General features: G+C 59.2%; 22 protein-coding genes, 1 tRNA gene and 3 pseudogenes. 19 read left to right on the top strand and 7 right to left on the bottom strand.

The window, feature by feature from the left end; genetic code table 11:
* Positions 1 to 45: 45 nt before the first annotated feature.
* From Q8X51_RS20320 to Q8X51_RS20285, 8 genes and pseudogenes are all read left to right on the top strand, one after another.
* Positions 46 to 229: pseudogene (locus tag Q8X51_RS20320) on the top strand (type II toxin-antitoxin system HicA family toxin).
* A 54-nt stretch (positions 230 to 283) separates the two neighbouring features.
* Positions 284 to 685: a type II toxin-antitoxin system HicB family antitoxin gene (locus tag Q8X51_RS20315; protein WP_065947540.1), complete on the top strand. Its 402-nt coding sequence runs from the start codon at positions 284 to 286 to the stop codon at positions 683 to 685.
* A 279-nt stretch (positions 686 to 964) separates the two neighbouring features.
* Positions 965 to 1,309, top strand: a complete 345-nt coding sequence (locus Q8X51_RS20310) for an FKBP-type peptidyl-prolyl cis-trans isomerase (protein WP_065926228.1) — start codon at positions 965 to 967, stop codon at positions 1,307 to 1,309.
* A 603-nt stretch (positions 1,310 to 1,912) separates the two neighbouring features.
* Complete coding sequence (gene mgtA / locus Q8X51_RS20305; RefSeq protein ID WP_407694640.1) at positions 1,913 to 4,618, top strand: magnesium-translocating P-type ATPase; 2,706 nt, start codon at positions 1,913 to 1,915, stop codon at positions 4,616 to 4,618.
* Between the two features lie 16 nt (positions 4,619 to 4,634).
* Positions 4,635 to 5,351 carry an MgtC/SapB family protein gene (locus Q8X51_RS20300; RefSeq protein ID WP_065926226.1) on the top strand — a complete coding sequence of 239 codons (717 nt, stop codon included), beginning with the start codon at positions 4,635 to 4,637 and terminating at the stop codon, positions 5,349 to 5,351.
* A 268-nt stretch (positions 5,352 to 5,619) separates the two neighbouring features.
* Positions 5,620 to 6,249, top strand: a complete 630-nt coding sequence (locus Q8X51_RS20295; RefSeq protein ID WP_027603197.1) for a response regulator transcription factor — start codon at positions 5,620 to 5,622, stop codon at positions 6,247 to 6,249.
* A gap of 1 nt (position 6,250) precedes the next feature.
* The gene (locus Q8X51_RS20290; protein WP_407694639.1) at positions 6,251 to 9,865 is read left to right on the top strand and encodes a transporter substrate-binding domain-containing protein; all 3,615 of its coding nucleotides are present in this window, start codon (positions 6,251 to 6,253) and stop codon (positions 9,863 to 9,865) included.
* Between the two features lie 134 nt (positions 9,866 to 9,999).
* Positions 10,000 to 10,422 (top strand): chemotaxis protein CheY, encoded by a 423-nt coding sequence (locus Q8X51_RS20285; protein WP_065926224.1) that lies wholly within the window; start codon positions 10,000 to 10,002, stop codon positions 10,420 to 10,422.
* Here Q8X51_RS20285 and dkgB read toward each other — a convergent pair.
* Complete coding sequence (dkgB, locus tag Q8X51_RS20280; protein WP_065947537.1) at positions 10,419 to 11,237, bottom strand: 2,5-didehydrogluconate reductase DkgB; 819 nt, start codon at positions 11,235 to 11,237, stop codon at positions 10,419 to 10,421. The genes Q8X51_RS20285 and dkgB overlap by 4 nt on opposite strands.
* Positions 11,238 to 11,408: 171 nt before the next feature.
* The gene (locus Q8X51_RS20275; RefSeq protein ID WP_065926222.1) at positions 11,409 to 12,473 is read right to left on the bottom strand and encodes a 3-deoxy-7-phosphoheptulonate synthase; all 1,065 of its coding nucleotides are present in this window, start codon (positions 12,471 to 12,473) and stop codon (positions 11,409 to 11,411) included.
* A 623-nt stretch (positions 12,474 to 13,096) separates the two neighbouring features.
* Between Q8X51_RS20275 and Q8X51_RS20270 the strand changes: the two genes are divergently transcribed.
* Entirely contained in the window at positions 13,097 to 13,846 is a 750-nt protein-coding gene (locus Q8X51_RS20270) for a carbon-nitrogen hydrolase family protein (RefSeq protein ID WP_407694638.1), read from the top strand.
* Complete coding sequence (locus Q8X51_RS20265) at positions 13,846 to 14,277, top strand: GNAT family N-acetyltransferase (protein WP_330215199.1); 432 nt, start codon at positions 13,846 to 13,848, stop codon at positions 14,275 to 14,277. Before Q8X51_RS20270 ends, Q8X51_RS20265 begins: the two co-directional genes overlap by 1 nt.
* A gap of 35 nt (positions 14,278 to 14,312) precedes the next feature.
* Here the strand turns inward: Q8X51_RS20265 and Q8X51_RS20260 are convergent, their stop codons facing one another.
* Positions 14,313 to 14,552: a DNA-binding protein gene (locus Q8X51_RS20260; RefSeq protein ID WP_065947535.1), complete on the bottom strand. Its 240-nt coding sequence runs from the start codon at positions 14,550 to 14,552 to the stop codon at positions 14,313 to 14,315.
* A gap of 81 nt (positions 14,553 to 14,633) precedes the next feature.
* Here Q8X51_RS20260 and Q8X51_RS20255 point away from each other — a divergent pair, with 81 nt between their 5' ends.
* From Q8X51_RS20255 to Q8X51_RS20220, 8 genes and pseudogenes are all read left to right on the top strand, one after another.
* Positions 14,634 to 14,999: a helix-turn-helix domain-containing protein gene (locus Q8X51_RS20255; protein WP_065947534.1), complete on the top strand. Its 366-nt coding sequence runs from the start codon at positions 14,634 to 14,636 to the stop codon at positions 14,997 to 14,999.
* A gap of 151 nt (positions 15,000 to 15,150) precedes the next feature.
* Positions 15,151 to 15,792 (top strand): response regulator transcription factor GacA, encoded by a 642-nt coding sequence (gene gacA / locus Q8X51_RS20250; protein WP_003190387.1) that lies wholly within the window; start codon positions 15,151 to 15,153, stop codon positions 15,790 to 15,792.
* 1 nt (position 15,793) lies between these two features.
* Positions 15,794 to 17,617, top strand: a complete 1,824-nt coding sequence (uvrC, locus tag Q8X51_RS20245; RefSeq protein ID WP_065926219.1) for an excinuclease ABC subunit UvrC — start codon at positions 15,794 to 15,796, stop codon at positions 17,615 to 17,617.
* 32 nt (positions 17,618 to 17,649) lie between these two features.
* A complete protein-coding gene (gene pgsA / locus Q8X51_RS20240) occupies positions 17,650 to 18,210 on the top strand; it encodes a CDP-diacylglycerol--glycerol-3-phosphate 3-phosphatidyltransferase (RefSeq protein WP_027603207.1) in 561 nt (186 codons plus the stop codon).
* A 60-nt stretch (positions 18,211 to 18,270) separates the two neighbouring features.
* Positions 18,271 to 18,346 (top strand) — tRNA-Gly (locus tag Q8X51_RS20235).
* A gap of 222 nt (positions 18,347 to 18,568) precedes the next feature.
* Positions 18,569 to 20,403 (top strand): annotated as a pseudogene (locus Q8X51_RS20230) (tyrosine-type recombinase/integrase).
* 522 nt (positions 20,404 to 20,925) lie between these two features.
* Positions 20,926 to 21,762, top strand: coding sequence for an enoyl-CoA hydratase/isomerase family protein (locus tag Q8X51_RS20225; protein WP_065926206.1), 837 nt, complete (start codon positions 20,926 to 20,928; stop codon positions 21,760 to 21,762).
* 117 nt (positions 21,763 to 21,879) lie between these two features.
* On the top strand, positions 21,880 to 22,449 hold the full coding sequence (locus Q8X51_RS20220) for a TetR/AcrR family transcriptional regulator (RefSeq protein ID WP_065926205.1): 570 nt from the start codon (positions 21,880 to 21,882) through the stop codon (positions 22,447 to 22,449).
* A 226-nt stretch (positions 22,450 to 22,675) separates the two neighbouring features.
* Here the strand turns inward: Q8X51_RS20220 and Q8X51_RS20215 are convergent, their stop codons facing one another.
* The 3 genes and pseudogenes from Q8X51_RS20215 to Q8X51_RS20205 form a co-directional block, all read right to left on the bottom strand.
* The gene (locus tag Q8X51_RS20215; protein ID WP_256097750.1) at positions 22,676 to 22,993 is read right to left on the bottom strand and encodes a TIGR03745 family integrating conjugative element membrane protein; all 318 of its coding nucleotides are present in this window, start codon (positions 22,991 to 22,993) and stop codon (positions 22,676 to 22,678) included.
* A gap of 46 nt (positions 22,994 to 23,039) precedes the next feature.
* Positions 23,040 to 23,279, bottom strand: coding sequence for a TIGR03758 family integrating conjugative element protein (locus tag Q8X51_RS20210; RefSeq protein WP_065926203.1), 240 nt, complete (start codon positions 23,277 to 23,279; stop codon positions 23,040 to 23,042).
* A gap of 30 nt (positions 23,280 to 23,309) precedes the next feature.
* Positions 23,310 to 23,618: pseudogene (locus Q8X51_RS20205) on the bottom strand (integrative conjugative element protein, RAQPRD family); the annotation flags it as partial.
* A 330-nt stretch (positions 23,619 to 23,948) separates the two neighbouring features.
* Between Q8X51_RS20205 and Q8X51_RS20200 the strand changes: the two are divergent.
* Positions 23,949 to 24,173, top strand: coding sequence for a hypothetical protein (locus Q8X51_RS20200; protein WP_065926026.1), 225 nt, complete (start codon positions 23,949 to 23,951; stop codon positions 24,171 to 24,173).
* A gap of 7 nt (positions 24,174 to 24,180) precedes the next feature.
* Here the strand turns inward: Q8X51_RS20200 and Q8X51_RS20195 are convergent, their stop codons facing one another.
* Positions 24,181 to 24,924, bottom strand: coding sequence for a TIGR03747 family integrating conjugative element membrane protein (locus Q8X51_RS20195; protein ID WP_065926027.1), 744 nt, complete (start codon positions 24,922 to 24,924; stop codon positions 24,181 to 24,183).
* Between the last annotated feature and the right edge of the window lie 10 nt (positions 24,925 to 24,934).

The raw sequence follows: 24,934 nt of genomic DNA, 5'->3' as shown, positions 1-24,934 counted from the left end.
ATTGCCATTTGGTGGTGTGTAATATACACACCCAAGGGTGAGGCGATGAGAAGTCGAGCAGGTGATTGACCTGCTGGTTGCGGATGGTTGGTTTGAGGTGGCAGTGAAGGGCAGTCATCATCAGTTCAAGCACCCCATGAAGCGGGGAAGAGTCACCGTCCCTCATCCCAAGTCAGAGATTGCCAAGGGCACTCTGCACAGTATTTTCAAATCAGCCGGTCTCAAATAATTGCCTGCTGGATGAATTGGGCGAGCTCCCACGGGCTCGGTCAGAGGAGGAACAATGAAATTCCCAGTGGTAGTACACAAAGATGCTGATTCGGATTACAGCGTGACCGTCCCTGATGTGCCGGGGTGTTTCTCGGCGGGCGGGTCTTTTTCCGAAGCGCTGGACAATGTACGTGAGGCATTGGCTCTGCACCTCGAAGGCCTGGTTGCCGATCAGGAACAGCTTCCTCAGGCGCTGGAGGTTGATGCCCATTTGGGTAATCCGGATTTTGCCGGTGGTGTCTGGGCGATAGTCGACTTTGACCTCACGCCTTATCTGGGGAAATCAGTGCGGTTCAATGCCTCTCTGCCGGAACACCTCTTGCAGCGGATTGACGAGCGTGTGCAAAAGGATCATCGCTATGCATCGCGGTCAGGTTTTTTGGCGACGGCAGCGCTGCGTGAGCTCTCTGCGTAAGTAAGCACAAGCGAGCACTCTGTATCGGCTTATGGCGTGTTCAAGTCGGGCCGACGCTATATCTACGGGATTTTTGTGGGGGGCAGTACTAAAGCAACGGGGTCGCTGCGCAGCCCAACGGAAGCAAGCTCCCTCGCTTGAGCGGCGCAAGCGCTTGGGATTCTCTCGGAAACGTCCTGCAAGTTAAAGTGTAATGTCACAGCTGCGACTGTTCCTACACTTGCCAAACCCCACCGATTCTGGGAAAACCCCAGCCTTTACGCCTTCAACGAGAACCCCATGAGCCCCGACGAACTCCAGATCACCGACACCCGACCAGGCACCGGCAAAGCCGTGGTCAAGGGCGCACTGATCACCACTCAATACACCGGCACCCTGGAAGACGGTACGGTCTTCGATTCGTCCTGGGAGCGGGGCAAGCCGTTCCAGTGTGTGATCGGCACCGGGCGGGTGATCAAGGGCTGGGACCAGGGTTTGATGGGCATGCAGGTCGGCGGGGTGCGCAGGTTGTTTGTGCCGGCGCACCTTGCCTATGGCGAACGGTCGATGGGCGCGCATATCAAGCCCAACAGCAATCTGCGCTTTGAGATTGAGTTGTTGGAAGTGCTGACGCGGGACGATTAATTTCGCAAAAACCTGGCCCACCACCTCGTACGTAGCAGCTGCCGAGCGCAAGCGAGGCTGCGTTCGCGGTGTGTCAGACGAACCGCTGACGCAGCCTCGCTTGCGCTCGGCAGCTGCTACGGGATTTGGCGAACCTGCCACCTCACATTCAAGCATCGGCGGCTTCAGGATGGGGGTTCCTGAACCCTCCCTGAAGAATCCTCTTATTCACCATATGGAAACTTTCCTACGGTTTACTCTCCTTAAATCGGGGCGTAAGCTTCGCGCGTTTTCATCAATAGCGGAGACCCTCAGTGGGTACTTGTTCGAGTGACAGTTGTCGGCCGGTCTCGGTAACCGGCACATACTTGGCAAGATAACGCGCATTTTTTCGATGCCGTTGTCTCGCCACCTAGCGAGAAGCGGCATCCCGACAGCGGCCAGTCCTGGCCCCTGTGCGATCCCTCTCATCGACGCTGACCAGCACCCGGTTAACCTCGGGATGCTACGGACGCGCCTGCCTTTTACGGCAGGCGGGCCGGGCTGACTGTGCCTATGAAGCGGGCGCGGTGGGACAGGCAGTACCTGCACGAAGGTTTTTTCCTCGCGCAGGAGTAACACACCATGAACCTCACTCTGTTGAAAGAGTTCTTCGCCGGCTTCCTGCGGACCCGGCATATCGCCCGGCATTTCCGCCGCCTGGCGATGCTCGAAACCGTCACCGATGCCAGCGTCAGCCGCGAAGTGCCGCCCACCCTGGCGCAAACCCTGGTGGTCGCGGCCAACAGCAGTGCCGTGCAATTGCTCGGTACGTTGGGCAGCCATGCCGAGGGCTTGAGCAGCCTGGAAGCCGACGCCCTGCGCGTGCAATACGGCCTCAATGAAGTCGAGCACGAGCAGCCGCTGCCGTGGTGGGTGCACCTGTGGCATTGCTACAAGAACCCGTTCAACCTGCTGCTGACCTTGCTGGCGGTGATCTCCTGGCTGACCGAAGACATGAAGGCCGCCACGGTGATTTTCTCCATGGTGGTGCTCTCGACGCTGCTGCGGTTCTGGCAGGAGGCCAAGTCCAACAAGGCAGCCGATGCGTTGAAAGCCATGGTGAGCAACACCGCCACGGTGCTGCGCCGGGATGATGCCAAGCGCATTGAATTGCCCATCAAGCAGTTGGTACCAGGCGACCTGATCGTGCTCTCGGCCGGTGACATGATCCCCGCCGACTGCCGCGTGCTCAGCGCCAAGGACCTGTTCGTCAGCCAGGCGGCGATGACCGGGGAATCGATGCCGGTGGAGAAGTTCGCCCAGCAGCACGACACCAACACCCGCAACCCGCTGGACCTGGAGAACATCCTGTTCATGGGCACCAACGTGGTGTCCGGCGCCGCGACGGCGGTGATTCTGACCACCGGCAATAGCACCTATTTCGGTGCGCTGGCCCAACGCGTGACCGCCACCGACCGTGCGACCACCTCGTTCCAGCACGGCGTCAACAAGGTCAGCTGGCTGTTGATCCGCTTTATGTTCGTGATGGCGCCGCTGGTGTTGTTCATCAACGGTTTCACCAAGGGTGACTGGACCGAAGCGCTGCTGTTCGCGCTGTCGATTGCCGTGGGCCTGACCCCGGAAATGCTGCCGATGATCGTCACGTCCACCCTGGCCAAGGGCGCGGTGTTCCTGTCGCGCAAGAAGGTCATCGTCAAGCGCCTGGATGCGATCCAGAACTTTGGCGCGATGGATGTGCTGTGCACCGACAAGACCGGCACCCTGACCCAGGACCGGATTTTCCTGGCGCGTCATGTGGACGTGTGGGGCGAGGAGTCCGACGACGTGCTGGAGATGGCTTACCTCAACAGCTACTACCAGACCGGCCTGAAAAACCTGCTGGACGTGGCGGTGCTCGAGCACGTGGAGGTGCATCGCGAACTGAAGGTCGGCACCGCGTTCCAGAAGGTGGATGAAATCCCGTTCGACTTCAACCGCCGCCGCATGTCGGTGGTGGTGGCCGAACAGGGCCGGCCGCATCTGCTGATCTGCAAAGGTGCGGTGGAGGAGATCCTCTCGGTGTGCAACAGCGTGCGCCATGGCGAGGTCAACGAAGCGCTGACCGACGACCTGCTGGCGCGCATTCGCCAGGTCACTGCCGCGTTCAACGAAGAAGGCCTGCGGGTGGTGGCCGTGGCTGCGCAACCGATGGCCCCGGGGCGCGACACTTACAGCCTGGCGGATGAAAACAACCTCACGCTGATCGGCTACGTCGCATTTCTCGACCCGCCCAAGGAAAGCACTGCGCCCGCTCTCAAGGCGCTGAAAGCCCATGGTGTGGCGGTCAAAGTGCTGACCGGCGATAACGAGCTGGTCACCGCCAAGATCTGCCGTGAAGTGGGCCTGGAGCAACAAGGCCTGTTGATGGGCAACGACATCGAGGACATGACCGACGCCCAGTTGGCCAAGGCCGTGGAAACCACCAATGTGTTCGCCCGCCTGACGCCCAGCCACAAGGAACGCATCGTGCGCCTGCTCAAGGCCAACGGGCATGTGGTGGGCTTTATGGGCGACGGCATCAACGATGCACCGGCGCTGCGTACAGCAGACATTGGTATCTCTGTGGACAGCGCGGTGGATATCGCCAAGGAAGCCGCCGACATCATCCTGCTGGAAAAGAGCCTGATGATCCTGGAGGAGGGCGTGCTGGAGGGTCGGCGCACCTTCGCCAATATGCTCAAGTACATCAAGATGACCGCCAGCTCCAACTTCGGCAACGTGTTCTCGGTGCTGGTGGCCAGTGCGTTTATCCCGTTCCTGCCGATGCTGCCGATGCACCTGCTGGTGCAAAACCTGCTGTATGACATCTCGCAGATCGCGATCCCGTTCGATAACGTCGACGAGGACATGCTCGCCAAACCACAACGCTGGCAGCCGGGGGACGTGGGGCGGTTCATGCTGTTTTTCGGGCCGATCAGTTCGATTTTCGACATCACCACGTTCGCACTCATGTGGTATGTGTTCGATGCCAACACCCCTGACCACCAGACGCTGTTCCAGTCCGGCTGGTTCGTGGTGGGGCTGCTGACCCAGACGCTGATCGTGCACATGATCCGCACCCCGAAAATCCCGTTCCTGCAAAGCCGCGCGGCGATGCCGTTGATGGTGATGACCGCGGTGATCATGGCCGTGGGGATCTTCCTGCCGATGGGGCCGCTGGCGCATTACTTCAAATTGCAGGCGCTGCCGTCGCTGTACTTTGTGTTCCTGCCGGTGATCCTGCTGGCGTATATGGCGCTGACCCAGGCGGTGAAGGGCTACTACATCCGTAAGTTTGGCTGGCAGTGAACAGGGACGGTTTCCCATGCAAGCAATCGACAACATCAACCTCAACTCCCTGGTCGATACCCTGGTCAGCCTCACCGCCGCGTTTATCCTCGGTGGCCTGATCGGCTTCGAGCGCCAGTACCGCCAACGCACGGCGGGCCTGCGCACCAACGTACTGGTGGCGGTGGGTGCGGCGATTTTCGTCGACATGGCCAACCGCCTCGGCGGTGCGGAAGGCGCCGTGCGGGTGGTGGCGTATGTGGTGTCGGGCATCGGCTTTCTGGGGGCCGGCGTGATCATGCGCGAAGAAGGCAATGTGCGCGGTCTCAACACCGCCGCCACGCTCTGGGCGTCGGCAGCGGTGGGGGCGTGCGCCGGTGCCGACCTGGTCCTCGAAGCGTTGTTAGGCACGCTGTTTGTGCTGGCGGCCAATACGCTGCTGCGGCCCATCGTCAATAACATCAACCGCCAACCGCTGGATGTGGTGTCGGCGGAGGTCACCAACATCCTCTATGTGATTGCCCGGCGCACCCAGCAAACCGCGGTATTGGCGTTGCTGGAAGCCGAACTGGCGCGCTGTAACTACCCGGCCAGCGATGTCGATGTGCGGCCGTTCGGCACTGAGGAAGTTGAAATCGAAGCCACACTGGCGGTGACCTCGGTAGACGGTGACGAGTTGGACGCCCTGGTGGCGCGAATTTCCAGGTCGACCCTGGTGGTGCAGGCCTTCTGGAGCCCCAGCACCACCGAGTAGCTTTGGAGAGTTCTGAGGAAAAGTCCTACATTTAGTCGAGATTATCCCTTCATTGGCAAAAACACGCGGTTGCTAAGGTTGCGCGCTTGCGCCTGTTCAGGAATCAAGGCGTGGCTTCACATGTTTACTGTGTTTTTCAAAAGGAGGGGCCTGTACTGCCTGAGGTGTTTGACTGAGTAATCAGTGCCGCTTGTCGGAACTGTTACTTTTCACAGGTAGTGGGGTCTCGCGTGATATGTAAGCGTACTGATCTTCCCAGGGGAGTCTTATGAGCAACAAAGCTTTAATCGTGGATGATCACCCTTTTATACGCGCTACCGTGAAGTATCTGTTGAGGCAGGAAGGTTTCGATACTATCTACGAAGCGGGTAATGGCGCTGATGCCATGCAGATTGCTCGCGAAGAACGTCCGGACCTGGTCATTCTCGACCTGGCGATGCCCAAGCTCGGTGGGTTGGAGGTGATCAGCCGGATCAAGGCGCTGGAGTTGCCCTGCCGGATCCTGGTGCTGACCTCGTATCTGGCGGTGTTTTTTTCCACTCGCTGCATGCGCGCCGGAGCGATGGGTTTTGTTGCCAAGACCGGTGAACTGGATGAGCTGCAAAAGGCGATCAGGGCGATCAGGTCCGGCTACAGTTGCTTCCCCAGCCTGCCCACCAGTTCGGTGCGTCGCGACGACCTGCAATCGACCGAGCAGGAGTTGGTGGAGGCGTTATCCGATCGCGAATTGACCGTGCTGCAGAAGCTGGCCCTGGGCCTGGGCAACAAGGATATTGCCGAGGATATGCTGTTGAGCCACAAGACTATCAGTACGTACAAGACGCGGCTCAAGGAGAAGTTGCGTATGTCGTCGGTGGTGCATCTGTCCAAGTTCGCCCAGCGCAATCATCTGATCTGAAATGCTCACCTCCCGGCGGGTGAAACGCGCGGCCATCCTGCTGATGGGGCTGTTGCCCTGGGCGGTGATGGCCTTGGAGGAATCCCACGATCTGAAACTGCTGGGTCACTCCACTCTTGAAAATCCCTCGGTGGTGTTGGACGAAGCCGACTGGCGCTGGCTACGCGAGCGCCGCACGCTCCTGATGGGGGTGTCGGCCCCCGACTACGCGCCCTTTGACTTGAGCAACAATGAGGAGCTCGAGGGCATCACGGCCGATTTTGCGGCACTGGTTGCCCAGGCGCTGAATATCACCATCGACGTGAAGCGCTACGACACCCGTGATGAGGTGATCGAAGCCCTGAAGACCGGGGCCGTGGATTTTGTGGGATCGGCCAACGGGTTCGAGGCGGCCGACCCGGAGCTGGTGCTGTCCCGATCCTACGCCAATGACCAACCCGCGCTGGTGACGCGTGCGGGAGAAAACCAGGCGCTGAAGGCTGACCTTGCCGGCAAGCGCATGGCGATGCTCTACCACTACATGCAGCCCGAGGCCGTCCAGGCCTTTTACCCCGATGCGCAATTGCTCTTGTTTGCCTCGACCTTCGAAGCCATTGGCGCCGTTGCGTTCGGCCAGGCGGATGTGTACCTGGGTGACGCCATCAGCACCCGCTACCTGATCAACAAGAACCACCTTAATAACGTGCGCATGGCGGATTTCTCCGCATTGGAGGTCAACCCTTTCGGGTTCGCATTCGCCAAGGACAATACCCGCCTGTTGGGCATCATCAATAGCGCACTGGCCGCCGTTCCGGCCAACCAGCAGATGGAAATCCTGCGCCGTTGGAGTGCCGGCGGCAGCGGGTTCCTGGAGGCGGAGCAACTGCGCTTGAGCGCAAGTGAACAGCGCTGGCTGGAGAAGCACCCGCGGGTGAAAGTGGCGGTGCTCGATAAATTCGTGCCGTTGTCTTTTTTCAACGAACAAGAGCAATTCGAGGGATTGAGCTCCGAGGTCCTCTCGCGTATCAGTCTGCGTACAGGCTTGAGGTTTGATGTGGAACGGGGCAGTTCGCTGCCGCGGCAAATTGAACAGGCCAGTGCCGGTCGCGTGGACATGCTGGCGGTCGTCACCCCCAGTGTCGAGCGGTCCGAAAAGATCCGCTTTACTCGCCCTTATCTGTCCAGTCCCTATGTATTGGTGGTGCGCACCCACGACGAGCATCTGGTGACCCTGGAAGATATGCCTGGCAAACGCATGGCGCTTATTCGCGGCAACAGCCTGGCCGGGCAAATCAGCCGGGACTACCCAGGCATCGGGTTTGTCGACGTGGAGAACCCGGAGCAGGCCATGGAATTGGTGGTCAACGGCAGTGTCGATGCGACTGCGGTTTCACTGATGAGCGCGCGCTACATGATCGCCCGCAATTACCGCAAGCGGCTGCGCATCACCAGCACTGTCGGGAGTGAGCCTGCACGCATTGCCTTTGGGGTCAACCGCAGCCAACTGGAGCTGTACTCGATCCTCGACAAGGCGTTATTGAGCATTACTCCAGAAGAAATGGACGAGCTGACCAACCATTGGCGCAGCGAGATCATCATCGAAGACAACTACTGGATACGCCACCGCAACATCATCCTCCAGGGGTTTGGCTTGGCCGCGCTGCTGCTGCTGGTCACCCTGGGATGGGTGTTCTACCTGCGCAGCCTGATTCGCAAGCGCACCCAGGCCGAGCGTGCGTTGAGCGACCAGATGCGGTTCATGAGTGTGTTGATCGACGGCACGCCGCACCCGATCTATGTGCGCGATCGCCTGGGGCGCCTGATGGCCTGCAACAATGCCTACCTCGATGTGTTCGGCTTCAAGTTGGAAGACGTCATCGGTAAGACCGTGGTGGAAACCGACACGGGGAACCCGCCCCAGGCCCAGTCGTTCCATGCCGACTATTTGCGTTTGATGGCGTTGGGCGAGCCGCAGGTTCATGACCGCGTGCTCAAGGTGCCCGGCGGCGAGGTGTTGACCATCTACCAATGGATGCTCCCGTACCGTGACAGCAATGGCAGCGTGGTGGGCATGATCGCCGGTTGGGTGGATGTCAGCGAGCGCCAGCGCTTGCTGGGGCAGTTGCAGGAAGCCAAGGAGGAGGCCGACGCCGCAAACCGTGCCAAGACCACCTTCCTGGCGACCATGAGCCATGAGATCCGTACCCCTATGAATGCCGTGATCGGCATGATCGAACTGGCCCTGAAAAACGCCGAGCAGGGGGTGGCTGACCGCGATGCGCTGGAGGTTGCGTCGGTGGCGTCCCGGAGCATGCTGGAGTTGATCGGCGATATTCTCGACATTGCGCGAATCGAATCCGGCCACCTGTCCCTGAGCCTGGAACCGGACAATCTGCACGAACTGCTGGCCTCAGTGGCGCGGGTGTTCGAGGGGCTGGCGCGGGACAAGGGCCTGGTGCTGCAGGTGGAACTCGACCCGTTGATCGACCGGCCGGTGCTGGTTGACCCGTTGCGCTTCAAGCAGGTGGTGTCCAATGTGTTGGGTAACGCGATCAAGTTCACCGCCTCCGGCCAGGTGCGCCTGGGCGCCCAGGGTGCACCGGTATTGACCGACGACCAGTTGCACCTGCGGTTGTGGGTGGAGGACACGGGTATTGGCATCAGTGCCGAAGATCAGCAGCGCTTGTTCAACCCCTTTATCCAGGGCAGCAACAACGAACAGCCGGCGCGAAGCGGATCGGGCCTGGGGTTGGTGATCAGTCGCAACCTGTGCGAGATGATGGGCGGTCAATTGCACTTGAGCAGTGTGCTGGGCAAGGGCACGCGGGTGGATGTGACGTTGACGCTGGCGCTGACCTCGGCCGTGCCTGCCAATGTACCGGTCCCCCACGTTCCGCCAGCGCGCGGGTTGAATATCCTGGTGGTGGATGACTACCCGGCCAACCGCTTGTTGCTGGCTCGACAGCTGAGTTTCCTGGGGCATCGTATCACCTTGGCCGAGGACGGCGCCCAAGGATTTTCACTGTGGCAGGCCGGGCATTTTGACGGTGTGATCACCGATTGCAATATGCCCTTCAAGGACGGTTACGCGTTGGCGCGTGATATTCGTGCACAGGAACGCCAGCGTGGGCTGGCGCCGTGCCTGATCCTCGGGTTCACCGCCAATGCCTTGCCGCAGGAAGCCGAACGCTGCCGGCAAGCAGGCATGGACGGTTGCCTGTTCAAGCCGACCGGGCTTGAGGACTTGCGCCTGGCCTTGGCATCACGGACCGCTGGCGCGCTAACGGATGAAGTGGAAGTGGAGTTTGATTTAAGTTCACTGATCATGCTGACGCAGGGTGATAAGGATGCTCTCAACGAGCTGCTGACGCCGTTGCTCAATAGCCTCGAGGAGGACCGTGCGCTGTTGCCGTCCCTGAAATCGCCGGCTGATTTCGCCAAGCTCCATGACTTGGCTCACCGCGTTAAAGGGGGCGCGCGCATGGTCAAGGCTCAGGTGTTGATCACGTGCTGCGAGACATTGGAGAGCGTGTGTGAGCGGCATGACAACGATGCATCGGACGCTGCGGTAGAGGCGGTAGCTTCGGCCATCGAACAGTTGCATCACAGCTTGAGCCGGTATGGCAATCAGGCTTGACTGCGGGAGCTGGCCATTCGGTTGATTTGGGAGAACTCCTACAAGAAGGGGGAACATGCCTGATTTTGTCTTCGGGATATGTCTGGAAAATGGGCCTCGCTCACTGACGAGCGCTGCCTGCCCAGGGGTTTGCCATGCCGAACAAAGCACTGACCATCCTGATTGCCGATGAACAACACCTGCAACGGTTGTATATCGAAAAAATGCTCAATCAGTTGGGGTACCACCGGATCGTGCCGGTACAAACCTTCGAGGAAGTCCAGATACTCACGGCCATCCCGGCCGAACCCTTCGACGTGCTGATCATCAATGCGGGGCTGACGGCCCAGGCCTGTGGGCCCCAGCCCCAGGTGCGCCATGTATTGGTCTACGATCACCTGGATGTGGGGGCACACCCTGGCGTAACGCCGGCGGTGCTGGTGCGGCTGCCCGGCGTGCCGGACAACGTCAATCTCGAACACTTCATGGACATCATCGACCCACCCGAGGCCACTGCCGGCCTGCGGGTGTTGCCATGGCTGCGCGAGTTATCCCGCACACCGGTGGCCGGGGTTTAGTCCCACTTCGGCGCGATGCCCTTGGGGCTGGTCAAGCGCTGGCCCCGTTCCAGCCCGTCAATGTGCGCCATGTCAGCAGCGCTCAAGGTCAGTTGCAGGGCCTTGAGGTTGCTTTGCAGGTTGGCACGCTTGGTTGAGGACGGGATGACCGCATAACCTGATTGCATGGCCCAGGCCAGGGTCACCTGCGCCGCTGTGGCCTGATGGCGCTCGGCAATCTGCTGGATCACCGGATCCTTGAGTACTTCACCGTAGGCCAGGGTCATGTACGAGGTGATCTGGATACCGTTGGCGGTTGCGAAATCCACAACCTGCCGGTTTTGCAGATAAGGGTGCAATTCGATCTGGTTGGTGGCGATGTGCTCGGCACCCACGGCTGCGATGGCCTGCTTCATCAGGGCGATGGTGAAGTTGGAAATGCCGATCTGGCGCGTCAGGCCCAGGCGTTTGGCTTCCAGCAACTGCCCCATGAATTCGGTGACGGGCACCTGGTTCTCTGGCGATGGCCAGTGGATCAGGGTCAGGTCCAGGTAATCGGTCTTGAGCTTGCGCAGGCTTTCCTTGAGGCTTGGGATCAATTGGCCTTCAGCGAAGTTGGCGATCCAGATCTTGCTGGTGATAAACAGCTCGTCCCGCGGGATGCCGCTGTCGGCGATGGCTCGGCCAACGTCCGCTTCATTCTCGTAGATCTGCGCGGTGTCGATGACACGGTAGCCCAGTTCCAGGCCGGTGCTGACGGAATCGATCACCACCTGGCCTTGCAGGCGAAAGGTGCCGAGGCCGAAGGCAGGGACTTTTGGCGTGAGGGTAGACATCGGTAACTCCAATAGGGCCGTAGGCAATGGCGTTGAGTATCCCCTCGTCGTTGCGTCGGAAACACCGTCGACGCCGAAAAGGACTCTTGCCTGCACGTCACGAATGGCCTGTGTGCCGCAGGTTCTCATGAGGCGCTGTACCTGCGGCAGCAGCGCCTCGATCCATCAGCCTTAAGCGCGCAGGCGCTCGGCAGCCGCACGCAGCAACTGCTCGGTGGCGGTCCAGCCCAGGCAGCCATCGGTCACCGACACCCCGTATTTCATCGGCGGGCTCAATGGTTGGCAGCCTTCGAACAAATGGCTTTCGAGCATCATGCCGATCAGCGAGGTATCACCCTGCAAGCGCTGCTCCAACACATCGTTGAACACGGCCGGTTGGCGCAGCGGGTCCTTGTTGCTGTTGGCATGGCTGCAATCGACCATGATCCGCGGGGTGACCTTGGACTTGGCCAGGTCGTGTCTTACCCGCGCCACGCTCTGCACATCGTAGTTCGGCCCGTGATGCCCGCCGCGCAGCACCAGGTGGGTGTCGGGGTTGCCCGGGGTCTGGATGATCGCCGGATGGCCTTGGCTGTCGACGCCGAAGTGGCGGTGCGGGTGAGACGCCGAGCGCATGGCGTCACAGGCAATCGCGACGCCGCCATCGGTGCCGTTCTTGAAGCCCACGGGCATGCCCAGGCCGCTGGCCATCTCGCGGTGGATCTGCGACTCGGTGGTACGCGCGCCAATCGCCACCCAACTGAGCAGGTCATCGAAGTAGCCGGCGGCCATGGGTTGCAGCAACTCGGTGGCGACCGGCAGGCCCAGGCGCAGCATTTCGCGCATCAGCTCGCGGGACAGGGTCAGGCCGGCGGCCATGTCATCGCTGCCATCCAGGCGAGGGTCGTAGGCCAGGCCTTTCCAGCCGATCGTCGTGCGGGGTTTTTCGACGTAGGCGCGGATCACCAGCAGCATCTGGTCGCCGACGTCGAGGGCCAGCTTCTTCAGGTTGCGGGCGTATTCCATGGCCGATTCCGGGTCATGGATCGAGCACGGACCGACAATGACCAGCAAGCGTGAATCTTCGCCATTGAGGATGGCGCGCACGGCTTGGCGGTGGGCGTGGATCTGTTCGTTGAGGAACGGGCTGAGGGGCAGCTGGTGCTTGAGCTCAAGCGAGCTGGGCAGGCGCTGGGTCAGGGCTTCATTGGCACTGTTCAAGGCAGAGAGGGGCAGAGCGGCGACGGAGGAGTTCATATTCAAGGTTTCCTGGGCAAGCGGCGGGCTATTCCCGCGCGCTCGGCCTACTGGGTTGTTCGACAATTCGCCGTATCGGCGACGTGTGTTGGTTTGCCACCGATAGGTGACCGATCGGAGGCGGCAGGCTGTCCCGAGCGGAGCTGGCTAAATCGCCATGCAGTGCACATGTCGTAGCGGTAATAGGTGGCGTAGTTCATGTCGTGATTCCTCTAAGTGTTCTTGATCAAGTTGAAAAGTTTATGGAGACCTGAAAAAACAAAACCCCCGGTCGGGGAGCCGACCGGGGGTTAGATTTCTCTGGTAGGCGACCCCTTGGTAAGTGGGCGCCGATTTCAGGTATCAGGCGCGCCAGTGGCTAAACCAATACCCAAAATAAAAGCTGACCAGTGCGCTCGAACCGTTCACACGGGTAGCCGACACCGAGCGCTGGGCGCTGGCAGCAGGGCAAACCTGAGTGTGGGTGAGTTGCAACATGGTGTGTCTCCAAATGTATGGGGGAGCTTACTCGAGGCACGCAGGCAGATTCAATCAGTAATTTCTATTGCAGTGGGGGACTTACGGCTATGGGGGGAGTGCCGATATGCTGTTTGCACTTTGATACTGATTGCTTGGACGCGACCATGACTGCCTTCACTCTTGCTGCTGCTCAATCCATTTCCATCGCGGGCGATGTCCCGGCCAATATTGAACGGCACCTCGCATTTATGCGCGCGGCGGCGGAACAGGGTGTGCAATTACTGGTGTTCCCCGAGTTGTCGTTGACGGGGTATGAGCCGTCGCTGGCCGCTGAATTGGCGATTGCGCCGGGGGATAAGGTGCTGGCGCCCCTGCGCGAGATGGCGCGTGAGCTGCGACTGACGGCGGTGGTGGGGATGCCGATCCGACTGACGCCAGAGGCGGGCGTGCTGATCGGTGCGTTGGTGCTGGGAGCGGATGGCTCCCTGGCGGTCTACACCAAGCAGCATCTGCATGCCGGCGAAGAGGCTGTGTTTGTCCCAGGGCAGGGCGGTGCGGTCCTTGAACGTGGGGATGAGCGGATTGCGCTGGCGGTGTGCGCAGACTTTTCCCACGCCAGCCATCCCCGTGCCGCGGCGCGAGCGGGCGCCACGGTGTATGCCGCCGGGGTGTTGATCAGTGAGGGCGGCTACGCCACGGACAGTGCACTGCTCCAAGGCTATGCCGTTGAACATGGCCTGCTGGTGTTGATGGCCAATCATGGCGGCCCGTCGGGTGGCTGGGCCTGCGCCGGTCGCAGTGCGATCTGGGCCGCCAATGGCCGTTTGCTTGCTGCTGTACCTGGCGTGGGGGATGCGTTGCTGATTGCCCGTCGCGATGGCGGGGGATGGGTCAGCCACGTGATGGCTCTCTAATGGCTTTTCACATGCGCGCTGCAACGGACCAGGACCTTCCCTTTGCGCGGAAGTTGACCCACGAGGCCATGGCCCGCTACTACGTGCAGTACGGATTGTGGTGGTCCAACGACGGCTTTGATACTGCCTGGGCCGGTCGGGAAAACTGGCTGATTTGCCGGGACGACAGGGTCTTGGGTTTTATCAGCCTGAGCCGCGACAGCCGGGCCCTCTATATTCGCGAGTTGCATCTGCTCGAGGCGTATCGCGGGTTGGGCGCGGGTGGCTGGGTGTTGGAGCAGATGGCGCTCAAGGCGCAAACGTTGGGACTGTTGCGTTTGACCGTATTCAAGACCAACCCGGCCAGGAGGCTCTATCAGCGCATGGGGCTCAGCATCGTAGGTGAAGAAGACTGCTTCTGGCGTATGGAGCGTGTTTGTCGCTCAAGCTAAAACGTGCACCCACTCCTTATAAGCGCATACTGGCCTCAGGCGCCGACTTCCTGATCGTTGTTCAGGTCTCCCGTCTCAGCAAGGATGATCCCTTCTTTCATGCCCAAAAGGACCGCTACCTTATGGGCTTCCCCACGCCGTCCCTTTTTGCGCCCAGCGAGCACTTGATAGGTGGTTGCCGGATCTACGCCATGTTCACGGGCGAACGCTTGAACTGACTTTCCTTGATGTTCCAGCCAGGCCTTGGCTTGTGCAGCGGTACGGATTCCGGGCATAGTTCAAAACCGTTCAAGTTTGTTTAATAAGATATGAATGTGTCACCTCTTGGGGTGTGCCAAATAGGATCATACATCCAAATGAGTGGAATCGGTTCGCGTTTACGGCAAGAAAGGGAGCGGCTTGGCCTGTCGCAAAAAGTGTTTGGTGAAATCGGCGGCGTTGAAGCCAACGCACAAGGTAAATATGAAAGTGGAGGGCGTGCGCCTAAAGCGGATTACCTGTCTCGTGTCGCCCAAAGAGGCGTGGATGTACTTTACGTGTTGACCGGTGCAGCCACGCCGATTCAATTGGAGAATCTGAGCCAGATTGAAGAGAAAGTCCTCGGGGACTATCGCGCAATGTTCAAGGAAGACCAGGCTGCGATCCGTCGCCTGACCTCGACGTTGGCCGAGCATTCGATTGCGATGAATGGAAAACCCAAGCCCCAGCCCCAGGATTCCTGACCCTTCGCCCAGCAAATTGAGCCATCCGCCGCCCGGCGGATGGCTGTCGCCCAATCAATCTCTCTCTATATGACGCGTGCTATTAGGTCTGTGCCTTGGTTTTTTGCTAAGGTGTTCAGCAACCTATAAGACCATTTCGCGAGGTGTCTGCTTGATTAGGGTGCTAGTAGTCGATGACCATGATCTCGTTCGTACAGGCATTACACGAATGCTGGCTGACATCGATGGCCTGCAAGTAGTCGGTCAGGCCGAGTCAGGCGAGGAATCCCTGATCAAGGCCCGGGAGTTGAAACCCGATGTGGTGTTGATGGACGTCAAGATGCCTGGCATCGGCGGTCTTGGCGCGACGACCAAATTGCTGCGCAGCCATCCGGACATCAAGGTCGTGGTGGTGACTGTGTGCGAGGAAGACCCGTTTCCGACACGCCTGCTGCAGGCTGGCGCTGCCGGCTACCTCACCAAAGGTGCGGGCCTGGCGGAAATGGTCCAGGCCATTCGCCTGGTGTTTGCCGGCCAGCGCTATATCAGCCCGCAGATCGCCCAGCAATTGGCTATCAAGTCCTTCCAGCCCACCAGCGACTCGCCGTTTGATGCGCTGTCGGAGCGGGAAATCCAGATTGCCCTTATGATCGTCGGTTGCCAGAAGGTACAGACGATCTCCGACAAGCTGTGCCTGTCGCCCAAGACCGTCAACACCTACCGCTATCGCATCTTCGAGAAGCTCGCCATCAGCAGTGATGTTGAATTGACCCTGCTCGCGGTGCGCCACGGCATGGTGGACGCCAGCGCCTGACATGACCACACCGTTTGATCCGAGTGCCTTTCTCTCAACCTGCAGTGGCCGCCCTGGCGTGTACCGCATGTTCGACAGCGAGGCGCGCCTGCTGTATGTCGGCAAAGCCAAAAACCTCAAGAATCGTCTGGCGAGCTACTTTCGCAAGACCGGTCTCGCGCCGAAAACCGCGGCCCTCGTGGCGCGTATCGCCCAGGTCGAAACCACCATCACCGCCAACGAAACCGAAGCGCTGCTGCTTGAGCAGACGCTGATCAAGGAATGGCGGCCGCCCTACAACATTCTGCTGCGTGACGATAAATCCTATCCCTATGTGTTTTTATCCGATGGCAACTTCCCACGCCTGAGCATTCACCGTGGGGCGAAGAAGGCGAAGGGCAAGTACTTCGGGCCTTATCCCAGCGCCGGGGCCATTCGGGAAAGCCTGAGCCTGCTGCAAAAAACCTTTTTTGTACGCCAGTGCGAAGACAGCTTCTATAAGAACCGCACCCGGCCCTGTCTCCAGTACCAGATCAAGCGCTGCAAGGCGCCCTGTGTGGGGTTGGTTGAGCCGGCCGAATACGCCGAGGATGTGCGCCATTCGGTGATGTTCCTCGAAGGGCGCAGCAATGCCCTCACCGATGAGCTTTCCACCGCCATGGAGCAGGCGGCCAGCACCCTGGATTTCGAACGGGCCGCCGAGCTGCGCGACCAGATTTCGCTGCTGCGCCGTGTCCAGGACCAGCAAAGCATGGAAGGTGGCACCGGCGACGTCGACGTGATCGCGGCCTTCGTCAATCCGGGCGGTGCCTGTGTGCACCTGATCAGCGTGCGCGGTGGGCGAGTGCTGGGCAGCAAGAACTTCTTTCCGCAGACCGGTATTGATGAGGAGGTCGCCGAAGTCATGGCCGCTTTCCTGGGCCAATACTACGTGAGCAGCCCCGAGCGCGACCTGCCGTCGGAGTTGATCGTCAATGTGGTGCACGAAGACTTCCCCGCGTTGATCGAAGCCATCCACGAACTGCGCGGCCGCGAGCTGGACATCAGCCACCGCGTGCGTGGCACCCGCGCACGCTGGCAGCAACTGGCGGTGACTAACGCCGAGCAAGCCCTGAGCGCGCGCCTGGCCAACCGACAGCACGTCGCCGCACGCTTTGACGCCCTGGCTGAAGTCCTTAACCTGGAAGAGCCGCCCCAGCGCCTGGAGTGCTACGACATCAGCCACTCCAGTGGCGAGGCCACGGTGGCATCCTGCGTGGTGTTCGGGCCGGAAGGGCCGATCAAGTCCGATTACCGGCGCTACAACATCGAAGGCGTCACTGCCGGCGATGACTACGCCGCCATGCACCAGGCCCTCACGCGCCGCTTCAGTAAGTTGAAGGATGGCGAGGGCAAGTTGCCGGATATCCTCCTGGTCGACGGCGGCAAGGGCCAGCTGTCCATGGCCCGCGACGTGCTCAATGAGCTGGCGGTGCCTGACCTGATCCTGTTGGGCGTGGCCAAGGGAACGACGCGCAAGGCGGGTTTCGAGACGTTGTACTTGAATGATGCCGCCCATGAGTTCACTTTGAAGGGCGACTCACCCGCGTTGCATTTGATTCAACAGATTCGCGACGAAGCCCACCGTTTCGCCATTACCGGCCACCGCGCCCGCCGTGGCAAAACCCGGCGAACCTCAACCCTGGAAGGGGTGGCAGGGGTTGGCCCGACGCGGCGTCGCGACTTGCTTAAACATTTTGGTGGCTTGCAGGAGCTGTCCCGTGCCAGCATTGACGAGATAGCCAAAGCACCCGGTATCAGTAAAAAGCTCGCTGAGCTGATTTATGCGAATCTGCATAGCGAATAGAATGCCTTTCCACCTCGTAGCCAGTTGTGCCGATGAATATCCCTAATCTGATCACCGTTCTACGCGTCCTGCTCATCCCAATTTTCATTTTGTTGTTCTATTTGCCGTACGAATGGAGTTATCTGGCTTCCAGTTCAGTGTTTGCCTTTGCCGCCGCCACCGACTGGCTCGACGGCTACCTGGCGCGTCGCCTGGAACAGAGCACGCCCTTCGGCGCGTTCCTCGACCCGGTGGCCGACAAGCTCATGGTGGCCGTCGCTTTGGTCCTGCTGGTGCAGGAACACGGCAACCTGTGGCTGACCCTGCCGGCAGCGGTCATCATCGGCCGCGAAATCGTCGTCTCGGCCCTGCGCGAATGGATGGCTGAAATCGGCGCCCGCGCCCACGTGGCCGTGTCCAACATGGGCAAATGGAAAACCGCCGCGCAAATGCTCGCGCTGGTTATCCTGCTGGCCAACCCGTCGGACTTCTCGTTCTGGGTCCTCACGGGTTATGCCTTGCTGCTGATCGCAGCGGGCCTGACCCTGTGGTCGATGCTCCAATATCTGCGCGCCGCCTGGCCGCATCTGCGCACCACCGTTGAAAAGAAATAAAACTTTTTTGAATCAAGGGGTTGACGGGTGCTGAGGATTCTATAGAATGCGCATCACCAAGCGGGAATAGCTCAGTTGGTAGAGCACGACCTTGCCAAGGTCGGGGTCGCGAGTTCGAGTCTCGTTTCCCGCTCCAAATATTGCGCTGCAGAGTTCCACTGAATTCTGTAAGTGATTGAAATCAGGACCTTCGGGTCCTTTTTTCGTTCCGGCGGGAACCACTGAAATCCAGTACTATCCGGTGCGTTTAAGTCCAGGATTAAGTCCAGAATCCGGACATGCCCTGAATCGGTTTGTTGCTGGAGCAGTTTGCGCAGCGAGATGAGTATCTGGCCCTGACTCTGTTCAGGAGCTCGCGATGGCACTCTCAGAAATGACAGTTCGGCATGCCCGAATCACCGGTAATGGCTACACCCTCGGTGACAGTGATGGTCTCACTCTCAATGTGACGGCCAGAGGCGGCAAAGTCTGGCTCTTCCGTTACTACTGGGCAGGCAAGCAGAAGCGCATGTCCTTGGGTTGTTACCCACAAATCTCCCTCAAAGAAGCCCGTGCCCGACGTGACGAGGCGCGAGCCTTGGTCGCCCAAGGCATCAATCCCTATGAGCACCGTAAGCAACAGCGCCGTGCTGTTCGTTTTGCGGCAGAGCATACCTTCGAGGCCGTGTTCAATCAGTGGGTGGAGTTCCGCATGCTGAGCCTGAAGGAGGGGCGCCAGAGCACACTCTCGCAGATATTGAGAATCTTCAAAAAAGACCTCCTGCCAACGCTCGGCAGGCGGTCCATCTACGGCATCAATCGCCACGACCTGATGCACCTCCTGAGCGGAATCGAACAACGCAAGGCGTTAACGACAGCGGAAAAATGTCGGACCTGGTTCAAGCAATTGTCCGCTATGCCCTGGTGAAGGTGGAGGGGCTTGACCAGAATCCTGCGTCGGACCTTGATGTGGTAGCGCTTCCGAAACCCCCTGTCGCACATAATCCCTTTCTTCGTATGGACGAGCTGCCTACATTGCTGGCCGCGCTTCGAGATTACGGTGGTGCGAACCAAACACGCCTAGGTCTTCGCTTGTTGCTGCTAACGGGGGTGCGTACCGGCGAGTTGCGCTTGTCGACGCCCGACCAGTTTGATCTAAAGCAGCGGTTGTGGATCATCCCGCCGGAAGTGGTGAAACAGCTTCAGATGGGGATGCGCAGGGCGGGGAAGCAGACCTCAAACATACCGCCTTACATCGTGCCATTGTCGGTCCAGGCGCTTGAAATCGTGCGCGAGATGCTGAGTCAAGTTGTCCCCGCGCAGTGTTATTTGTTAGCGCACCGGAGAGACCTAAGCAAGCGCATTAGCGAGAACACCTTGAATGGGGCGTTGCGTCGAATGGGGTATGCCGATCAACTCACCGGGCATGGGATGAGGGCCACGATTTCGACGGCGCTTAACGAGATTGGCTACCCCAAGGTATGGGTTGATGCGCAGCTTTCTCATGCCGATTCAGGCAAGGTGAGTGCGGCCTACAACCACGCGGAATACGTCGAGCAACGTCGGACCATGATGCAGGATTGGGCGAATAGATTGGACCTTTGGGGGCAGGGTAAGCCGAAAGCAGCAAGCTCTCCGCTGACTATTCGTTTGGAGGGCGCAGCCTCGCTGCCCTTACTGGAAAACTCTAAGGGAAATGTCGTTCTTTACAGCAGCAACTTTGCTGCGGCGACCTCATCGACGATGCTGGTAGGTAGCGAGAAAGGCCCCATGAGGCCCAACCAATCGCCTGTCGTGCCCGTTCCAATACAGACTGAAAAGCCTCACAAATCTCACGTGTCTGAAGCCCAGCGTGAACGGACCGAAATGTTGGCCACGTTTGAAGCTTCGAGTAATTTGCCGCTGCTGGTCTTCGCCAGACTGGCAGGCAAATCCCGCGATCAGATCAATCGGGATATTAAGGCTCGACGTCTTCTGTCCCTGAGCTTGGGGAATCGTGGTCAGCGCATTCCGGACTGGCAGCTTGATGCGTTACGGCACAAGTTGGTGCTCACGGTATTAGCGCGGTCTCCGGATGTGGATGCATGGAGGCTTTATCGGACGCTGTGTAAACCTCATGAGCGGCTAAAGGGTCATTCGCCAATCGATGGGCTCACCATGGATAATTTCGAAATTACCATGCGGATTGTCTGCAGGACCCTGAGCTCGAGCTGAGGTGCTGTCTTCGAGCGGTGACAACGGATGTAGCCGCTGGCTTGAGTGCATCTGGCGAGGGCTGCTCCAGGATACGTGGAATTTATTCTGTTTATCTACAACACATTCCAAGACAAGCGTTTGTCACCTGTCGGAACAGCACCCTTTGTGCTACAGGGCCTGACGTTTTCGCTCTATGGCGCCCTTATCAAGCGATGGCAGGTCGGCCCGGTTCTCGGCAACGCTGTCGTCTCTCCGGTTTCCTGCGTGCCTGCGCTCATCGCTCATGCAGCAATGCCGACCGGTTTCGCTAACCCAACGATTGCCGAGTATCTGCATGGGCGATTCGATCGACGCTATCGAAGCGCCGAGCTGTTGAGCCGCTCCGCTTCCCCAAACTCCCGTAACGGTTGCCCGGTGGCCTCGATGCGGTCGCGTCTTGACAATGAGGATGATGAGCATCATCCTCATTGTCAGCGACCAGATGGTCTGCGCCCCCGACACCTCCGGCGCCCAGCGCCTTAGAACGAAGGAATCTTTCGAATGAATGCTCCACTGACCCAGTTCATGATTACCGAGGCAGCGCCGGGATACTGGCGAGTGACCTTCAACAATCCGCCGATCAATCTGTGCGATCCGGAGACCCTCCTAGAGCTGCAGGAGATCGTCGGCCTCATCGAGTCCGATGACACGTTGCGGGTGGTCGTGTTCGATAGTGCTGACCCGGACTTCTTCGTTAATCACTACGACGTCTCCCGGGTTGCCGATTTTCCCCTGACGCCGGGGCCGACCGGTCTGCCAACATTCGTCGATGCCACGACACGGTTAACCATCTCCCCGGTCGTGACCATTGCGTCGATTCGAGGTCGCACGCGCGGCGGGGGTTCTGAGATTGCTCTGGCATGTGATATGCGTTTTGCCAGCCAGGAGCGCGCGATCTTCGCTCAGATCGAGGTCGGGGCAGGCGTCTTTCCGGGTGGTGGCGGAACCGAGCGCCTGCCACTCCTCGTCGGACGGGCCAGGGCGCTCGAAATCGTTCTCGGCAGCGACGATTTCGACGCAGCAACGGCAGCGAACTACGGGTGGGTGAATCGTGCACTCCCCGATGACGAGCTTGACGCCTTCGTCGACAACCTCGCTAGGCGCATCGCGTCCTTCGACAAACCTGCGCTCGCCGAGGCGAAGCAGCTGATCAACCGTAGAACCCTGCCGTCCGCGGAGGACCTGATGCAGACACAGGACGCTTTCCTTAATGCGTTCTCTTGGCCGACTGTCCATGAGCGGGGAGCACGAATCGCGCAAAAGCGCGACGAAGTGGGTCTTGATTTCGAGGCACGCATGGGTTATCACCTCGGCAATCTCAGTACCGAAACCCGATAACAGCAACTGCAGCGCCAAAGAGTGGGGTCGAAGCCTTGGCGTATATTCGCTTGAACTGGATCGTTACCAAAATCGTTAGGATATAACTAGTGTTGCATCGGGAGGAGTGTCCCATTCATGGGTAGTTCGAAAGCAGACAAGGCGGCAAGCCACGATCGAATTGTCGACATCGCTGCGGCTCGAATGCGCCGCAGTGGCATTAACGGTTTCGGAGTAGCGGAGCTGATGCGGGAAGCCGGCCTGACGCACGGCGGCTTCTACCGTCATTTCGAATCTCGAGATGAACTGGTCGGTGCCGCGGTGGAACGCGCTTTGGCTCAGGGAAGTGCACGGACTGTGGCTACGTCCGGCCAAGGCGGCAGACGGGCGCTCGAAGCGATCGTCGACGATTACCTCAGTCCAGCCCACCGCGCGCATCCTGAAGCCGGATGCGCAGTGGCCGGGTTGGCTGAGGGCATTTCGCGCGCGGATGACCGAACTCGCTCGGCCTATGGACGTCAGGTCGAGCAGTACATCGAGCTTCTGGCCGCGTTGACGCCGGGTACGGACGCCGCTGGTGATCGACTTCGCGCCTGCTTGGTACTCAGCGCACTGGTTGGTGCCCTTGCCATGGCGCGAGCAATCGGCGACGGGGGCCTGTCCGACGAAATCCTCTCAGGCACCGCGACGGCACTCAAGGAGCTCTAGGCAGGATCGACATCCAGCGTAACCAGTTCATGACGGTAGCGAGGTAGGCTGGATCATCCCCAGTTAGACTCCATGCACTCCGGTCCGCCAAAGCCTGACCTGTGCCGCAGGTTTAGAGCATGGTGTTGCTGTTGTCAGCTATCTCGGGGATCGGCTGCCGGTTCAGTCGATGGGGCAAAAAAGTCAGAGTTTGATCCTGCCTTGATTCGCTCGGCATGTTTGTCTCCTAGAGAATTCCGGTGGCCTGGGTCAGTAACCAGATACCGACCACCAGCAATAGGGCACCCACCGCTACGGTCAGGCCAAACTGTCCCCAAGTCTTACGTCCTGCGTGGATCTCCGAATAGGTGGTATAGGCGCGGTAGCAGACCCCGATAAACATGGAGGCAATTACCAGCAGTGCCACCAGCATTACGATGTCGTAGCCGTAGTTCTGCAGCGTCGTGAGAATGCTATCCCCGGTACCGCGCGACGGGTCTTCCAGTGATGGCAGCCCGCCTAGCGCCCAGGTGGGTGACAGCAACACCGCAGCCACACCTGCCATGTACACAATGGGGAGACCTTGATCGAAGTGCTTCATACAACCTCTCTCAAGACAGCAGGAAATAGGTCAGCACCACATACATCACGGCAAATCGCACCGCGACGCCCAGCAGCTGCCGCTGGCTCAGCTTGTGCTCAGCCCAACCGACATAGGCTGTGCGTAATGCCCATACGCCCCAAACCAGCAGTACGGCGAACACCATGCCTAGCAGCAACGTGGCACTCGCGTCGTGTGTGAAACCGCCATGGGCCAGGAAGGCTGACGCCTGATCGGCGCTGAGGCTCATGGGGGCCACCTCCGTGTCTTGACGATAGTCTCCCTGCAACGGCAAGGGATCGCGCGGTTGTGCACGTTGGGGGCTCAGGTGGTCCTGGACGCCTTGGCGTATACGTTGCACGTCGTTGCGGAGGCGTTTGTAGTCGAAGTGGTAGCGGGAGGTTTCGTCACGGGGTAGGCGGGCGCTGTCTTCGGCTAGGCCTTCAATTAAGTTTAGATGGCGAAGCAACAGTGATAGACGAGCAGACTCTGTGGCTGTGCCGGAAGCAGGCCAAAGCACTGACGTCAGCGTTAAGCCGATGGCCAGTAAATGTTGATGCCATTGGTGAACACCTCGATATCCCAACATTTACTAAAATCCCTGAAAAACAGGAGTAAATGTTGCATCTTTGGCTGGGCGCGATGTTCCTTTGAATGGGAAATGGCGTCTGTCCCTTATCGGTGTACCGAAGTGTTCTATGGCTGCAAAGTACATTGCTGTGGCAGAGTGCCTAAATGCTAATGCGGAGCTGCAATTTCGTTGTCTTGATGCAGGCGATCCTGAACTACGTCGCCCAACTCTGAAATCAGAGCCAGATGTGAAAATCAGCATCGAATAGCGTTCTTACTGACTGGGCATTGAGCACAGGCGGGCTTGAGCTATGCTTTGAACTCAATCTCACGAGTCAAGGATGTCGTGATGGTCATTCGTAACGCTTCGAATCACGCGATAATCGCTGCGGATATTGGTTGGACCGCAGAGGATGTTGGAAGGTATATCGTTCACATTGAGCCAATGGCCGATGGATCTGGCTACTTTTTGCTGCCGCACCAAGACATGCCTGGTGTCCCTCGATTCAAGCCAGTAAAGCTTGGCAATGATTGGGTAATAAAAACAGGCGCGATTCAACTTGAGTGTCTTTGATAGACCTTTACAGATATTTTTTGAAGCTACTCGCGGTTACGCTGATGGTAGCTCCAAGAATTGTCGCCGCTGGTATTACCATCAATATCGGATTGACACTGATGGGCAGCGACAAATACACCACCCACGGCAACACTGCCAACGGCAGAATCATCGCCCGTGCCCGGTGGTACAGAAACCCCGACTCCCGCGCCGCAGTGAAGCGGCGCAAATCCCGCCGCACCAGCCCATCCACCAGTCCGCTTAACGCCGCCAGCACGAACAACGGCAAGGTCAATATCAACACCAGCAATCGCAATAGAAACGTCGCTAAGGTGTAGAACGTCGCCAGCACATACCCCTCCATGTACACCACGGCTTGAGCCAAAGTGGCATTGAACCCCGTTGCTGTGTTGGCCTCTTTGGCCTGATCGTTCACCTGCTTCAACCAGTCAGGCAGCCCACTTTCCAGCAACAGGTTCTGGTGTAGCAAGTCCACCATCCTGTACGCGCTGCGCCCCGGCTCCTGCACCACCACGCTACGGGTGAAGTAGGATGAAAGCTGTTGCAGTTCGAAATTCATCATCCCTTGTGCATGCCGCCAGCCTTGCTCCGTCCAGAACAGATGCATTCCGATCAGTTCGATCGCCAGACACAGCAGCAGAGACCCCAACAACACTCCAATAAACCGCAATGGTAGGGAGACCAGGGAGAGCAGCAATCCTTGCTGCCGAGCCTGCTGTTGCTGGGCAACGCTGGCCGGATCACGCATGACGGCGGCT

Source organism: Pseudomonas sp. Yb2C2, assembly GCF_052112325.1.
Classification (GTDB): Bacteria; Pseudomonadota; Gammaproteobacteria; order Pseudomonadales; family Pseudomonadaceae; genus Aquipseudomonas; species Aquipseudomonas marginalis.
This window is presented reverse-complemented; position numbering and strand designations above follow the sequence as displayed.